We start from the raw sequence: 15,401 nt of genomic DNA, 5'->3' as shown, positions 1-15,401 counted from the left end.
CCACCAGAACCACTGCCACCAGAACCACTGCCGCCAGAACCGTTGCCACCAGAACCGTTGCCACCAGAACCACTGCCGCCAGAACCGCTGCCACCAGAACCACTGCCGCCAGAACCACTGCCGCCAGAACCACTGCCACCAGAGCCATTGTCACCAGAGCCACTGCCGCCAGAACCGTTGTCACCAGAGCCACTGCCGCCAGAACCACTGCCACCAGAGCCACTGCCGCCAGAACCGTTGCCACCAGAACCGTTGCCACCAGAACCGTTGCCACCAGAGCCACTACCATCAGAACCGTTGCCACCAGAGCCATTGCCGCCAGAGTCATTGCCGCCAGAGCCGTTGCCACCAGAACCATTGCCGCCAGAGCCATTGCCACCAGAACCACTGCCGTCAGAACCATTGCCACCAGAACCACTGCCACCAGAACCACTGCCACCAGAACCACTGCCACCAGAGCCATTGTCACCAGAGCCATTGCCACCAGAACCACTGCCACCAGAACCACTGCCACCAGAACCATTGCCACCAGAACCACTGCCGTCAGAACCATTGCCACCAGAACCACTGCCGTCAGAACCACTATCGTCCTGAGAACCATTGTTTCCTGGAGGCTTATTATTATCTTTTGAATTACCTTCTGCTAAATTATCGTTATTTTGCGCAATAGCGTTTGTTATTGGATGGAAGTTTTCAGTTGCAGCATTACCAATATTTAAGCCGCTAAAAAAAGATAAAGAAAGTGTTGATGCTAAAATGAAGATTTTTGTCATTGTTTTCCTCCTGAAGAAAAAATTATTGTTCCATCTAAAATACATCCCTTTGTAATATTTCATAGGAAAAAGAGTTTTATGCAAAAAAAACTATATATAGAAAAAGGTGGTGTATTTCTAAAGGGAGAAAAGAGTTAATGTGAATTTCTTGAAAATGGTAGAGTGATGGAGAATTTGCACTCATAACAGTAGAGGAAGTGGCAACGGATGAAAGAATATATTGCATTTGATATTGGTGGTACGCAAATTAAATATGGAATTGTTTCAGAAATAGGGGTAGTACTAATGCATAAAAAGGTCCCAACAGAAATTTACTTGGGCGGGGAACAAATTGTTCAAAAGCTTATATATTTATCAAAAAAGTTAATGACCGAACATACTATTTCAGGAATTGGTATTAGTACAGCGGGAATTGTTGATATTGATAAAGGAGTTATAACAGGAGGTGTGGATCACATTCCGCGTTATGCTAATATTTCTATTGTTGAGAGATTACAAGGAGTATTAAAAGTTCCGGTATCTATTGAAAATGATGTTAATTGTGCAGCCTTAGGCGAGAAATGGAAAGGTACTGGGAGGGGAGAAAGCGATTTTATTATGCTCACGCTTGGAACTGGCATTGGTGGAGCAATTGTTATAAATGGGGAGTTATACCGTGGACATTCGTTTGCCGCTGGGGAATGGGGGAATATGTTAATAGAAGGGAAAACTTTTGAGGAGGTTGCCTCAATTTCGGGATTAATTCATCTTGTACGAAAATATAAAGGTGAAGAGGAGTGGGATGGTAAAACAATTTTTGAATTATATGATAAGGGTGATAGCGGTGTTACTCAAGCCGTGAAGATTTTCTTTAAACATTTGGCAATTGGTATTAGTAACCTTGCTTATATTTTTAATCCGAAAATGATTATTATTGGTGGGGGAATTACTGAAAGAGGAGATGATTTCTTAAATGAAGTGAAGGAAGAGATAGGAACATACTTAAATCAAGAGATTTATAGTAATTGTGAGATTAAACTTGCGCAAAGCGGCAATTGTGCAGGAATGATTGGTTCTATTTACCACTTATTACATCAGTATAAATAAATATAGTATCTGTTTTCATATAATTGAGAATTTATCCTTTTTCTCATTAGATAAATAATGCTACAATATAAGAGGAGAATACAATGTTTTCCGATTTGGAAAATGCTTTGTAGAAAGGAAGAAACTTCATGCCTATTATTTTAGAAAAAGGACAAAAGATTGATTTAACGAAAGGACAACCGAGAGTAGCGAAACTGCAGGTTGGCTTAGGCTGGGATCCAATTGGGCAATCAGGTGGGTTTCTGTCTTCTTTATTTGGAAGTAAACCAAATGTAGATTGTGATGCATCTGTTGTTATGTTAGAAGGGGATCGTTTTTTAAACAAAAATGATCTAGTTTACTTCGGCAACAAACTTTCTACTTGTGGTAGTATTATTCATTCAGGAGATAATTTAACAGGTGAAGGCGCTGGTGACGACGAAACAATTTTCGTAGAATTACATAAAGTTCCGAGCCGTATTAATCGTTTAGTATTCGTTGTAAATATCTATGACTGTGTCAATCGTCGTCAAGATTTTGGGATGATTCGCAATGCATATATTCGTATTCAAAACCCACAAACAGGTGAAGAATTAGCACGTTATAACTTGTCAGATAATTACGCTGGCAAAATGACTTTAATTGCAGGGGAAATGTATCGAGACGGAAACGAATGGAAGTTTTCAGCAGTTGGAGAAGGAACACAAGATAAAAACTTAAGTGAGATTGTATCACGTTACCAATAAAATAAACCAAGGAGGAATTGTATATGGCATCAATTTCATTGAAAAAAGGACAAAAGGTAGACTTAACAAAAACAAATCCAGGTCTTTCGAAAGTTCTTGTAGGACTTGGTTGGGATACGAACCGTTATGACGGACAAAATGATTTCGATTTAGATGTTAGTATCTTCTTAGTAGGTGCTAACGGTAAGGTTTCAGGAGCAGAGGATTTTGTCTTCTATAATAATCCAAAAGGTGCGAATGGTGCTGTAGAGCATTTAGGAGATAACCGTACAGGTGAAGGTGAAGGCGACGATGAAACAATTAAAATAGACTTAAAAAATGTCCCTGCTCACATTGAGCGTATTTGTTTCACAATCACAATTTATGATGGAGAAGGCCGTAGCCAAAACTTCGGACAAGTTTCTAACTCTTTCGTACGCATTCTGGATGAAGAAAAGAATGCAGAATTAATTCGTTACGATTTAGGAGAAGACTTCTCTATTGAAACAGCTGTAGTAGTAAGCGAATTATACCGTCACGCAGGTGAATGGAAATTCAATGCAATCGGAAGTGGATTCCAAGGTGGATTAGGTTCTCTATGTAATAACTTTGGTTTAGATGTAGAGTAATAGATTTATATATCCATCAGTGAAACGCGTATTTACTGATGGATATATTTTCTGAAATTAAAATATAGAGGTGAATATATATGGTTATTCAATTGCAAAAAGGACAGAAAATTGATTTAGCTAAAACAAGCCCAGGTTTATCAAGAGCAGTAATTGGTCTTGGATGGGATATTAAATCTTATGATGGTGGATCTGATTTCGATTTAGATGCATCTGCCTTTTTATTAGATGCGAACGGGAAATGTACGAAGGAAACTGATTTTATTTTCTATAATAATTTACAGTCTCCTTGTGAATCAGTTTTACATACAGGAGATAACCGTACAGGTGAAGGTGACGGTGATGATGAGCAACTTGTTGTCGATTTGAAAAAGGTTCCAGCAGATGTTCATAAAATTGCTATTACAGTTACAATTTATGATGGTGAAGGCCGTAATCAAAACTTTGGACAGGTTGCAAATGCATTCGTTCGTTTAGCAAATGAAGAAACAAACGAAGAAGTTCTTCGTTTTGATTTAGGGGAAGATTTCTCCATTGAAACAGCAGTTGTCTTTTGTGAATTATATCGTCATAATGGACAGTGGAAGTTTAGTGCAGTAGGAAGCGGATTCCAAGGTGGATTAGGTGCGCTTGTAAAAGCGTATGGCTTGGATGCATAAGAAGGGAAACGACATTCGTTTCCTTTTTTTGACCTTTCTATAAATCTAGCAAAGAATAGGGGATAAAGGTAAGATGAGTATTTTGCAAGGAATCCTTGATACGTATGCTCAGTTTTTCGACTTGGACATGTGGATTAAAGTGTTACAAGATCCAGTATCTTGGGGGTTAATAGGTACACTTGTTGTACTTGAAGGGTTATTATCTGCTGACAATGCACTTGTGTTAGCGGTAATGGTAAAACATCTTCCAGAAGAAAAACGAAAAAAAGCATTATTCTATGGACTGATTGGAGCTTATGTATTCCGTTTTATTGCAATTGGAATCGGAATGTTCTTAATTAAATTGGCCTGGGTAAAAGTGTTAGGTGCGCTTTACTTAGCTTGGCTGTCAATTAAATATTTCATTGATAAAAGAAAAGGCACTTCAGAAGAAGAGGAAGCCCATGGTATGAACCAAAATAGTATTCTCTTCAGAATGTTCGGTGTTTTCTGGGGAACGGTTGCGATGGTTGAATTAATGGATATCGCATTCTCTGTAGATAGTGTACTTGCTGCATTTGGTGTATCGAATGAAGTTTGGATTTTGCTATTAGGTGGAATGCTCGGTATTTTAATGATGCGCGGTATCGCTGGCGTATTCTTAAAATTGTTAGAGCGTATTCCAGAATTGGAGACGACAGCATATATTTTAATTTTAATTATTGCAGCAAAAATGCTATTGTCTGTCATTCATATTGAAGTAAGTCATACAGTGTTCTTTATTGTTTTAGTTGTAGCATTTGGAGTAACATTTATAATTCACTACATGAAGAATGGTGGACAAGCTAAAGAAGAAGTTGCAGCTACTAAAAATGAACATAAATAATTGAAATGGGTTTGCTCGTTATGCGAGCGCCCATTTTTTATAACTAAAAATAGTTTATAATAGAAGAGAGACTTTAGAAAAAACGTAAATGTTTTTGGAGGTGAACTGTTGTGTTTTCACGTTTTACACTTCAACCATGTGCATTAAAAGATGAATCAGATTTAAAGCAATTTGAAGAACTTTTAGAAAAACGCCCACAATATGAACTGACAGAGAATGAGATGAAATTTAGTTATATAGCAAGTCGCATTCTTGGTGTTCCTAATGATGTAGATGAATATTTCAATGAGCTATTTGATTATAGTGAAGCAAAAGGGATCGAGGTTTTGCATGAACAAAATTTAAATAAGGTGATTGATCCCGAAAAACTGCGCCATATTCAAGAGGTTTTTGCATTACATCAAGAAGCACCGAATGGACTTACAGTAAATAGGCTTGTAGCACATTTGTCTGGAAAACAACTATTACCGCAAGTAGACAATCCTGATTTACAGCATTATATACATACAACGTTTATTTCTGTATTGAAATTGTATGAGAAACAACATAATCAATCTTTAAAAACAGAAGGATTCCGGCGTTTCTTAATCGATATGATTAAATTAAGTGAAAATTACGTAGCGAAGTGGTTCTCTACGATTAATTATAAGAAACAAATGCCGCGTATCGTTTGGTACGGTGATGCGACGGAGAGTCGTATATATTTCTTATACTTTCTTATTATGCTCGGCTGCGATGTGCTTTATTATCACCCAGAAGGAAAAGATGGATTTGAGAGTATAGATGAGGAAGGAAAGACCTTTGTCGTATCTCATTCGGGCCGTATTTCATTGGAACCATTTCCTGATCGGCGTCGTGAACGCGTCGCAACAGTAGCTTATCAAGCTTCAAAAGAAATCGAGCAAGTACTTCACCACGATAATTCATTATTATACAAACCGTGGCAATTCCGTTCGTATACACCTGTATCCCGTACGCTCAAAACGACGTACGATGAACTCTTTTTAATTACGAAAGAAAAGGCATTTGTACGTCCAACATTCTTTGTTGAAAATAAGCATATTTATATTCCTTCTTTATTTGCAAAAATATCAGGTGTTTCAAAGAATGATAAAGAATATTTTCAGCGATTAAAGGCTGTTACATCATTTGATAACAGTTTCCTGATTAATACATTCCCGTTTACGAAAGAACAAAAAGCGAATTTCCAATATCATTATCGAGATGCATTGGACCGAGCAGGGAAGTTACATCCGGATTTAATTATGAACAGCCATTGGTGGCCACATAAGCGTTTACCAGAAGGATTACAACATGGTATTGCAGAAGCAATCATCCATACGTGTGAAAGTGAAATGTGTAAACCAATTGCGAAAGAGACGAAACAAGATGTAGCACTATATGTTTTCGCACAACTCTCTCAAATACCACCGAACATTTTAGAGCAGATTGAGAAATTTGATTATTCGCAAGAAGTACCGAAAATTGTTATATTTAATAATGAGAAGAGCGGAGAATTAAGTCGTTCTGATGCTGTGTTATTACTATTTTTAAATCAAATTGGAGTAGATGTATTCCACTTTAATCCAACGGGGAGAAACGATATTGAACCGTATATTGAATCAGGAGCATTTGATTCACATTGGCTTGAAGAAGTTAATTTCGATCTTGAATTTCATGGTTCATCAGCCTATAAAAATTTATCACAAACAATAAAAGGACTATTTCGTCCATTTTTATAAGGAAAGGGAGAATACCATATGAATAACCCAGTCGTACTAGATTCGAAAACAGAATTGAATGAGCAAACCGCACAAGATGTTCGCTTGCAACTTAGACAAGATGCTGAAGTACAACGTATTTATAATGCGGTAGACATTAAAGACCAATTAGAATTAATCGAGCTCGGAAAAGAGCCTTCTATGGAGATTTCACGTTTCGCTGATCAAATTTTACATACAATGTCTTTATCGAAAGTAGAAGACTCTGGTGAATTATTAAAACAGCTTGGTAAAATTATGGACAGATTTGATAGTAAAGACTTTGCGGAAGAGAAAAGTGGTTTCTTCTCACGTATGTTCAAAAAAGCCGATAAAATGATTGAACAAATCTTTAGTAAGTATCAGACGATGGGTCGCGAAATGGATAAAGTATACGTAGAAATTACGAAGTATCAAGATGAAATGAAAAAATCAATTGGTACGTTAGACGGTTTATATGAGCAAAACTTAAAGTATTATTTAGACTTAGAGAAATACGTAGTAGCAGGGGAAATGTTATTAGAGCGTTTAAATACAGAGTTAGTTCCGATGTATGAAGAGCGCATACGTAATAATGATCAGTTAGCAGGTATTGAATTAGAATCGCTTAAAAACTCTGTTGAAATTTTAGAACAACGTATTGATGATTTAGAAAAAGCACGTATGGTTGCTCTATTAACAGCGCCACAAATTCGTATGATTCAACGCGGTAACAATAAATTAATCGGTAAAATCAATACAGCATTTATTACAACGATTCCTATCTTTAAAAATGGTATCATTCAAGCGGTAAATGCGAAACGTCAAAAGCTTGTTGCGGACTCTATGGCTGAACTTGATCGCCGTACAAATGAATTACTTAAGAAAAATGCACAAAATATTGCAACTCAAAGTGTGGAAGTAGCGAGATTATCAGGTTCTTCTAGTATTAAGATGGAAACACTTGAGGAAACTTGGAACATTATTTCAAGAGGTATGCAAGAAACACAACAAATTGAAGAGCAAAATAAACGTGAGCGTGAAGAAAGTCGTAAGCGTATGGCTACATTAACAGAAAACATTAAAAAAGAATTACAAGGATAAAGTGAAACTTTAATCAGTGGGGGGTGTTCATCTCTCGCTGATTATTAGCCCACACCAATCGGCGTTTACGGGCAGCCGGGCTCCCGCCTAACTTCTTTGCTCCAGCCGAATTTTGAGGCGGGAGTCTTACTGCACGGCAAATAGTGGGATAAACAAAAAGGCAATGAGGGATATTCCTCATTGCCTTTTATTTTCTCTTAAATAATTTAATAATTTCATTCACAACAAGCGGAATGATACTTAACAAGAGAACAAATCCCCAATCTCGCATGGTTAATGCATGCACACCAAATATATTGGCAAGAGGTGGGATGGAGATGATACACACTTGCATAAGAACACCGATTAGAAGTGAGAAGACTAAATATTTATTTGTAAATATCCCAATTGAAAAAATTGATTTCGTTCTTGAACGTAAGTTAAATGAATGAACGAGTTGAGAGAAACTAAGAACGACAAATGCCATCGTTTGAGCGTGTAATAGAGCGTCTTCATCAATTTGATCTGGGAAGAGAGGAAATAAATTTGTATCTCCTGTATAGAGCTTTGCCCCAACGATAAAGGCTGTTAAAGTAAGAAGTCCAATTACAACCCCGTTGAAAATAAGAAAAGGAACGCTGCCGCTAAATAAGCTTTCTTTCGCATGTCGTGGTTTTTCCTTCATCACATCTGGATCTTCAGGATCAACACCGAGTGATAATGCAGGCAGTGTATCTGTAATTAAATTTACCCACAAAATGTGAATAGGGCGTAAAGGTGCCGCCCAGCCAAGTAAAATTGCTAAAAATAAAGCGATAATTTCGCCGAAGTTACAAGAGAGTAGGAAGAGAATAGACTTTTTAATATTACGATAAATATTTCTTCCTTCTTCAACAGCTTTCACAATAGATGAGAAGTTATCATCTGTTAAAACTACATCTGCGGCGCCTTTTGCGACATCTGTTCCTGTAATTCCCATTGCTACTCCAACATCTGCCTGCTTTAAAGAAGGAGCATCATTTACACCGTCACCAGTCATAGAAACGATATTTCCTTCAGCACGTAATGCTTTTACAATCTTCACTTTATGTTCAGGAGAGACTCTAGCAAAGACATTTAAATGATTAATTTTACTTGCTAGTTCTGTATCTGAAATGTTATCTAATTCAGTTCCAATCATAATTTCAGATCTCTCTTCAGCAATACCAAGTTCTTTGGCAATTGCAAAGGCGGTATCCTTATGATCACCAGTAATCATAACTGTGCGAATACCAGCTTTTTTACATTCTGTAATTGAATCTTTTACTTCTGTGCGTGGTGGATCAATCATACCGACAAGACCGATAAATATGAGATTTTCTTCGAGATGATTTATATCCATATCGTTTGAATTGTATTGTTTAAATGCGAATGAAAGTACTCTTAAAGCTTCTTGCGACATTGACCCGGCAGCTTCTAATATTTGATTTTTATCAGAATCTGTTAAGACCTCAAGTTTATTATTTATAAAGATATGGGTACAGTGAGGTAAAAGTTTATCAATGGCACCTTTCGTCATGCTATAGTAGCTTTCATCGTACGTATGTACAGTTGACATCATTTTACGATCAGACTCGAAAGGCAATTCGTTAACACGGTCATGTTTATTTTCTAAATGCTCTTTTTGAATGTTAAAAGAGCTTCCGGCAACAAGAAGGGCAATTTCTGTAGGATCCCCGGTTTGTGAGTCGGCACCGTAAGAAGCATCGTTGCATAAAACCATATTTTCTAATAATAGACGGTGTACATCATTATTTACATTCAAATTTTCTAGCTGGTCGTATGTGCGATCACTATAAAAGTGAGTAACGGTCATTTTATTTTGAGTTAATGTACCTGTTTTATCTGAACAAATAATTGTGACAGAACCGAGAGCTTCAACAGCTGGTAGTTTACGAATGATAACGTTTTGTTTAATCATACGCTGAACACCAATTGCAAGAACGATGGAAACGATAGCTGGTAAGCCTTCTGGAATGGCTGCAACAGCTAAACTAATTGCAGTCATAAACATTTCTAAAGTATCTCGTCCTTGTAAAAAACCGATGAGAAACATAATAGCGCAAATAGCTACAGCGACAAAGCCTAAATATTTTCCTACTTGTGCTAAGCTTTTTTGAAGCGGTGTCATATCATCTTCAGCTTCATGCAAAAGAGTTGCGATTTTCCCGATTTGTGATTGCATCCCAGTTTCAACGGCAACACCGACGCCACGTCCGTATGTTACTAACGTCGACATAAAGGCCATGTTTTTTTGATCGCCTAATGGTACTTGCGCATCACTTTGCATGGAAGGGTGGTAGACTGCATCTTTATCGACAGGGACTGATTCACCAGTTAGAGCAGATTCTTCAATTTTTAAATTCGCAGTTTCGATAAGTCGTAAATCGCAGGGGATATACCGCCCAGCATCAAGCATAACGATATCACCTGGAACGACGTGCTCAGATGGAATCTCTTTAAGTTCACCATCTCGCTTTACGATAGCTTTAGGTGTTGCCATCTTTTTCAATGCTTCTAAAGCCTGTTCTGCTTTCGATTCTTGGATTACACCGATAACAGCATTTAAAACTACAACGAGCGCGATAATACTTGCATCGGCCCATTCACCTACAAAGGCGGAAATAAGGGCAGCGATAATAAGGACATATACGAGGACGTCATTAATTTGGGCGAAAATTCGCTGCCATAAAGTACGTTTTTGTTTGGTAGCTAATTCATTAGAACCATATTGCTTTAAACGTTCATTTACGTTTTCATCTGTTAAACCGTGCTGTTCATTTGTTTCTAGGTCGATTAATGTTTGATTTTTCGTCTTACTGTACCAATTGCTCATAAGTAAGCACCCCCAGTAAAAACAGTTAGCAATGGTAGTGTGGTAATTTTTTAAGCGTAGTATGTATGGAGAAACAATCTAAGGTGAGGTTCTACTTTCATTGTACAGTATTTTAGAATGTGATGAGGAAAAGAGGGGAGTTGTCATGAATTTGTTGAAATTAAAAGAGCCTCGAATACGTGAGGCTCTTTGTTATTTTTTAATTAATGTACCTAATTCCTCAGTAATAGCTTGCATTTCACTAATACTGAATGTTTCACGTTTCATAACATGCTCATAAATGTCACGTAAGTCCTCGTACATTTCTTTGTTAAAACTAGCAGCTCTCATTGCTCCAGCATTAACCATGCGTAATTTTTCTTTAATAGCTTCTACCATATATTCAACGTTTGCTTCTGATTTTACGGATAAATCCACCGAAGTGTCCCCCTTTAAAATAACATAAGGTTATCTTAACATTTTTTTATCATTTTCGTTAATGAAACTTTTCAATCCTATTAAATTAGTAGGGATTTCCTTTATAATTAATAATTGGTTGTTTATACTATATAAGTATATAGTAAGAAATGCACCAAGAAGGGAAGAAACAAAAATATGGTTCGAGTATTGTTTGTTTGTCTTGGGAATATTTGTCGGTCTCCAATGGCAGAAGCAATTTTTCGAGATCTTGTCGTAAAAGAGAGACTCGAAGAGAAAATTGTCATTGATTCTGCAGGAACTGGAGATTGGCATATTGGTCATCCACCACATAAAGGAACGCAAAAAATTTTAAAAGAAAATGAAGTCTCTTTTGAAGGAATTAAAGCACGGCAAGTAGAAAAAGAAGACTTAACAAAGTTTGATTATATTATTGCCATGGACAACAAGAATATAGCGGATTTAAAAAGTTTTGGTAAAACTGGAGGCTATATTGGTAGACTGTCCGATTTTGTTCCAGACGGTGGCTGGACAGACGTTCCTGACCCTTACTTTACAGGGAACTTCCAAGAAGTGTATGACCTTGTAACAGAAGGGTGTGCAAAGCTAGTAGCTTTCATTCGAAATGAACAAGGAATATGAGGAAGCTTAGAAAGTAATACTTTCTAATATAAGAAATGAAAGGGTGAAGGAATATGGCAAAGAAAAATAATATTGCTCGAAACATTGCGATTGGTGTAGCTGCAGGTGTAGCTGTATCTATGTTAAAGAAAGAAAACCGTGAAAAAGTAAAAAATACGGCAGAAAAAGCAAAAACAAAGATGATTGAAATTGGTGAAAATGCGAAAATCAAAGAAAAAGTGCAAACTGTTACAGATAAAGGACGCGAGCTTGCTGATTTCAATGTAGTGAAAGCGAAAGTAGCAGAAATTAAAAAATTGACGCCGTCTGTTGTAGAAACGTTAAAAGAAACGAAAGAAATTTTTAGTAAGAGAAAAGTTGAGCGAGAAGAAAAGCCAGAAACGATTGAAATTCAAGCTGTATCTCCAAAGGTAGATGAGCTTAAAGCAGAAGAAGAGCCGGTAGTTGCTGAAGATGGTGGTATGAAAGAAGCGCGTGAATTATTTATGAAAGACTCAAATGCAGAGGAAAAAAAAACTGAAGCATACATTGAGCTAAAGCAAAATAAAGAAGAGAAGAAAAGCGTTTAAACATATATGAGAAAAATTTTAGAAAAGGTGAGAAGAAATCGCACTTATTCGTTTGGAAAAGATTTATATGACCGGACAATGCGCGATGATGTAGCGGGCTTGGCAGCACAGCTCGCTTATTTCTTCTTGCTTGCAATTTTTCCTGGGCTCGTTTTCTTAATTACGCTTCTTGGATTTATTCCCATTCAAACAGAGGATGTGCTTAGTTTATTAGAGGTTTATGTACCAGATGATGCGATGAACTTAATTGAAGTAAACGTAGATAAAGTTGTAAACGAACAAAATGGTGGTTTATTATCATTCGGTTTACTATCGATGTTATGGTTTGCTTCAAACGGGGTGAATGCGGTTATGAACGCTTTTAACCGCGCTTATGATGTAACAGAAACCCGTTCCTTTATTAAAACAAGAGCTTTATCTATCGTGTTCACGTTAGCGATAATCTTTATGATTGTGTTTGCACTAATCGTCCCAGTATTTGGACAAGTGATTGGGGCAGCCGTGTTTAAAGCAATTGGTTTATCGGATAGTTTTTCTTATGTTTGGAGTATTACGCGTTTAGTAGCAAGTTTCTTTGTCTTGATCGCCTTGTTTAGTTTTTTATATACGTTTGCACCAGATCGGAAATTAAAAAGAAGAGAAGTCATTTCAGGAGCGTTATTTGCTACTGTAGGATGGATTGTGGTATCGTACTCATTTGCTTATTATGTAGATAAGTTTGCGAATTACGCCAATACATATGGTGGTCTCGGTGGTATCATTATTTTAATGTTATGGTTTTACTTAACTGGGTGGGTAATTTTACTTGGCGGTGAAATTAATGGTTTACTCCATCATTATAGAACGGGTGACAATAATTCCCGTAATGAATAATGAGCTCTTGTTCCATAATAAAAAGGAACAGGGGGGATATTTCATGAGTAATAATAAAAAGAACCACAATAATAAAAATAACAAACAAAAGAGCAGTTCGCATCCAAAGCATAAGACGAGTAGTAGTGCGAACGGTCACAATAGCTACCATTAAAAAAACGGGTCCTTTATCAGGGACCCGTTACTTATTTCCTTTTAATAATCGTAAGCCATTCAAAATTACAAGAATGGTACTTCCTTCATGTCCAATAACACCGAATGGAAGAGCTAAAAACTGCAAGAAGTTAGAACAAATCAGCATTGCAATGACAGCTAAAGAGAAGATAACGTTTTGCTTCACAATACGGTTCATTCGTTTTGATAAACGGATTGCTTGAGAGAGACGAGATAATTCGTTCTTCATAAGAACAACGTCTGCAGTCTCTAATGCTACGTCTGTTCCTTCACCCATTGCAACACCAATACTAGCAGTAGCGAGTGCAGGTGCATCGTTTATACCATCTCCAACCATGGCGACTATGCCATACTTTTCTTTTAACTGCTTTATCGTTTCAACTTTTGTTTCCGGTAAACATGATGCGTAATATTCTTTTATATTACTTTCATTGGCAATTGCTTTTGCTGTTTCTTCATTATCACCAGTAATCATGATTGCTTCGACACCAATGCTTTGTAAATCACGAATAGCAGCTATTGTTTCTTGGCGAAGGGTATCTTTTAAAGCGATCAGTCCAAGAATACCATCCTCATCACTAATATAAACGACAGTTTTCCCCTCTTTTTCAAGTGAAGCAGAAATGCCATTATGGAATGTCTTTATTTCTTCTCCAATAAAATCAGCTTTACCAATTTTATAAGCTTTGTTTTCTAATATTCCTTTTAATCCAAAACCAGTTACATCTTCAACATTTTCTGGTTTTTTTATCGTAATGTCGTAAGCATGTTTTGCATATTTAACAATCGCTTCTGCTAAAGGATGTGTAGAGTGACTTTCAATCGCTGCTGTAATAGAAAGTACTTCACTTTCTGCTATGCCTTCTCGAACATATACATCTGTTACAGTAGGTTTTCCTTGTGTTAATGTTCCTGTTTTATCAAAGGCAATCGCCTTTACTGAAGCTAGACGTTCTAAATGAATACCACCTTTAAAGAGAATACCGTTTCTTGCTCCGTTTGAAATTGCTGATAAAGTGGCCGGTGTAATGGCTGCAACTAGCGCACAAGGAGAAGCGACTACAAGTAAGATCATAGCGCGATAAAACGTTTCATTCCAACTCCAATCAAGTAAGAAATGAGGAACGAACATCATAAGTGCAACAACAAGTAGTACACCTTTTACGTATGTTCCTTCAAATTTTTCGATGAATAGTTGTGATGGTGATTTTTCGCTTTGTGCACTTTGAACGAGACGAATAATCTTTTGGAATAATGTTTGATCGCTCGGCTTCGTAATTTTAACTTCAATAGCACCACGTAAATTCACAGTGCCAGCAAATACTTCATCGCCGAATTTTTTCTCATTCGGAATAGGTTCTCCTGTAATAGCAGCTTCATCAATATTTGTTTCACCAGTATGAATTGTGCCATCAGCAGGAACGCGCTCACCTGGCTTAATTAAAATAATATCGTTAATTTGTAATTGTCCAACTGGAACCCGTTCCTCAATTCCGTTTGAAATACGTAATGCTTCTTCAGGTTGTAGATCAAGAAGCGCTGAAATTTCCTTTTGGCTTTTACTTAATGTATAAGATTCCATTGCTCCGCTTAATGCAAAGATGAAGATTAAAATAGCACCTTCTGCCCAGTAACCGATAACTGCGGCACCGATAGCTGCAAAAATCATGAGCATTTCAACATTTAGCTCTTTCTCTTCAATTGTGTCTTCAATACCTTCTTTCGCTTTTGCAAATCCTCCAATTACATAAGCAAGGATATAGAAAGTAATACCTACACTTATTGCATCATTTTTTGTGAATAACCAACCAGCTAAAATAAAAATACCAGATGCGATTGCAAATATAAGTTCATAATGTTTCTTTAATGTATCCCATAAAGAGGGATGAGAAATATCTTTTTGTGCTTGTAATGTTTTTACTTCTGAGTTCATTAATACTCGCTCCTTCCGAATTCTTATTGAGAAAAAGAATCAAAATCGAAACCCCTATAAAACGACGAAAGCTGCCATCCATAATGGATAGCAGCATTTCTGTTGAATCTGATTTTAATAGTTATTATGTTGTAATTATTCTATAGTATAGCATATGTTTTTCTTAGATGATATGTTTTTGTTTTAGTATAAAGTGAAACTTTAATTAGTGGGGGTTTTGTTCATCCCCCATTGATTATTAGCCCTCACCAATCGGGCTTTTACGGGCAGCAGGGCTCCAGCCTAACTTCTTTGCCCCAGCCGAATTTGGAGGTGGGAGTTTTACTGCACGGCAAATAGCGGGATAAACTGAAAACTTGTGTTTTCGCATTTCCTTTGGT

14 protein-coding genes are annotated in these 15,401 nt (G+C 37.0%); 10 read left to right on the top strand and 4 right to left on the bottom strand.

What is annotated here, in order from left to right; genetic code table 11:
• A partial coding sequence (locus FT637_RS30100) for a cell wall anchor protein (protein WP_227493949.1) occupies positions 1-773 on the bottom strand: 773 nt, incomplete at its 3' end.
• Between the two features lie 207 nt (positions 774-980).
• On the opposite strand from FT637_RS30100, the gene FT637_RS25070 reads away from it, so the two are divergent.
• From FT637_RS25070 to FT637_RS25040, 7 genes are all read left to right on the top strand, one after another.
• A complete protein-coding gene (locus FT637_RS25070) occupies positions 981-1,859 on the top strand; it encodes an ROK family protein (RefSeq protein WP_193648597.1) in 879 nt (292 codons plus the stop codon).
• Between the two features lie 128 nt (positions 1,860-1,987).
• Entirely contained in the window at positions 1,988-2,584 is a 597-nt protein-coding gene (locus FT637_RS25065; RefSeq protein WP_001121596.1) for a TerD family protein, read from the top strand.
• 23 nt (positions 2,585-2,607) lie between these two features.
• The gene (locus FT637_RS25060; RefSeq protein ID WP_002029588.1) at positions 2,608-3,192 is read left to right on the top strand and encodes a TerD family protein; all 585 of its coding nucleotides are present in this window, start codon (positions 2,608-2,610) and stop codon (positions 3,190-3,192) included.
• Positions 3,193-3,272: 80 nt separating this feature from the next.
• Positions 3,273-3,851, top strand: coding sequence for a TerD family protein (locus FT637_RS25055; protein WP_044444321.1), 579 nt, complete (start codon positions 3,273-3,275; stop codon positions 3,849-3,851).
• Positions 3,852-3,924: 73 nt separating this feature from the next.
• Positions 3,925-4,716: a TerC family protein gene (locus tag FT637_RS25050; RefSeq protein ID WP_193648596.1), complete on the top strand. Its 792-nt coding sequence runs from the start codon at positions 3,925-3,927 to the stop codon at positions 4,714-4,716.
• A 110-nt stretch (positions 4,717-4,826) separates the two neighbouring features.
• Positions 4,827-6,458, top strand: coding sequence for a YceG family protein (locus tag FT637_RS25045; RefSeq protein ID WP_193648595.1), 1,632 nt, complete (start codon positions 4,827-4,829; stop codon positions 6,456-6,458).
• A gap of 18 nt (positions 6,459-6,476) precedes the next feature.
• The gene (locus FT637_RS25040; protein WP_002029585.1) at positions 6,477-7,559 is read left to right on the top strand and encodes a toxic anion resistance protein; all 1,083 of its coding nucleotides are present in this window, start codon (positions 6,477-6,479) and stop codon (positions 7,557-7,559) included.
• Between the two features lie 187 nt (positions 7,560-7,746).
• Here FT637_RS25040 and FT637_RS25035 read toward each other — a convergent pair whose 3' ends face one another.
• Both FT637_RS25035 and FT637_RS25030 read right to left on the bottom strand, forming a co-directional pair.
• Complete coding sequence (locus FT637_RS25035) at positions 7,747-10,413, bottom strand: cation-translocating P-type ATPase (protein ID WP_193648594.1); 2,667 nt, start codon at positions 10,411-10,413, stop codon at positions 7,747-7,749.
• 192 nt (positions 10,414-10,605) lie between these two features.
• Positions 10,606-10,830 carry a DUF1128 domain-containing protein gene (locus tag FT637_RS25030; protein WP_193648593.1) on the bottom strand — a complete coding sequence of 75 codons (225 nt, stop codon included), beginning with the start codon at positions 10,828-10,830 and terminating at the stop codon, positions 10,606-10,608.
• Between the two features lie 177 nt (positions 10,831-11,007).
• Between FT637_RS25030 and FT637_RS25025 the strand changes: the two genes are divergently transcribed.
• From FT637_RS25025 to FT637_RS25015, 3 genes are read left to right on the top strand one after another with little or no spacing between them, the layout of a single operon-like run.
• A complete protein-coding gene (locus tag FT637_RS25025; protein WP_193648592.1) occupies positions 11,008-11,472 on the top strand; it encodes a low molecular weight protein-tyrosine-phosphatase in 465 nt (154 codons plus the stop codon).
• Positions 11,473-11,525: 53 nt separating this feature from the next.
• Complete coding sequence (locus FT637_RS25020) at positions 11,526-12,041, top strand: DUF4075 domain-containing protein (RefSeq protein ID WP_193648591.1); 516 nt, start codon at positions 11,526-11,528, stop codon at positions 12,039-12,041.
• A gap of 6 nt (positions 12,042-12,047) precedes the next feature.
• Complete coding sequence (locus tag FT637_RS25015) at positions 12,048-12,914, top strand: YihY/virulence factor BrkB family protein (protein WP_193648590.1); 867 nt, start codon at positions 12,048-12,050, stop codon at positions 12,912-12,914.
• A 181-nt stretch (positions 12,915-13,095) separates the two neighbouring features.
• On the opposite strand, the gene FT637_RS25010 is transcribed toward FT637_RS25015, so the two are convergent.
• Positions 13,096-15,021, bottom strand: coding sequence for a heavy metal translocating P-type ATPase (locus FT637_RS25010; RefSeq protein ID WP_193648589.1), 1,926 nt, complete (start codon positions 15,019-15,021; stop codon positions 13,096-13,098).
• Positions 15,022-15,401: the final 380 nt, after the last annotated feature.

The sequence above is a fragment of the Bacillus cereus genome, assembly GCF_015071065.1.
Classification (GTDB): Bacteria; Bacillota; Bacilli; order Bacillales; family Bacillaceae_G; genus Bacillus_A; species Bacillus_A cereus_BA.
This window is presented reverse-complemented; position numbering and strand designations above follow the sequence as displayed.

Bases quoted from the DNA above. Each gene is read 5' to 3' on its own strand.
- FT637_RS25025 (WP_193648592.1), top strand. From the start codon at position 11,008: ATGGTTCGAGTATTGTTTGTTTGTCTTGGGAATATTTGTCGGTCTCCA.
- FT637_RS25035 (WP_193648594.1), bottom strand. From the start codon at position 10,413: ATGAGCAATTGGTACAGTAAGACGAAAAATCAAACATTAATCGACCTA.
- FT637_RS25015 (WP_193648590.1), top strand. From the start codon at position 12,048: ATGAGAAAAATTTTAGAAAAGGTGAGAAGAAATCGCACTTATTCGTTT.
- FT637_RS25050 (WP_193648596.1), top strand. From the start codon at position 3,925: ATGAGTATTTTGCAAGGAATCCTTGATACGTATGCTCAGTTTTTCGAC.
- FT637_RS25065 (WP_001121596.1), top strand. From the start codon at position 1,988: ATGCCTATTATTTTAGAAAAAGGACAAAAGATTGATTTAACGAAAGGA.
- FT637_RS25010 (WP_193648589.1), bottom strand. From the start codon at position 15,021: ATGAACTCAGAAGTAAAAACATTACAAGCACAAAAAGATATTTCTCAT.
- FT637_RS25040 (WP_002029585.1), top strand. From the start codon at position 6,477: ATGAATAACCCAGTCGTACTAGATTCGAAAACAGAATTGAATGAGCAA.
- FT637_RS25020 (WP_193648591.1), top strand. From the start codon at position 11,526: ATGGCAAAGAAAAATAATATTGCTCGAAACATTGCGATTGGTGTAGCT.
- FT637_RS25070 (WP_193648597.1), top strand. From the start codon at position 981: ATGAAAGAATATATTGCATTTGATATTGGTGGTACGCAAATTAAATAT.
- FT637_RS25060 (WP_002029588.1), top strand. From the start codon at position 2,608: ATGGCATCAATTTCATTGAAAAAAGGACAAAAGGTAGACTTAACAAAA.
- FT637_RS25055 (WP_044444321.1), top strand. From the start codon at position 3,273: ATGGTTATTCAATTGCAAAAAGGACAGAAAATTGATTTAGCTAAAACA.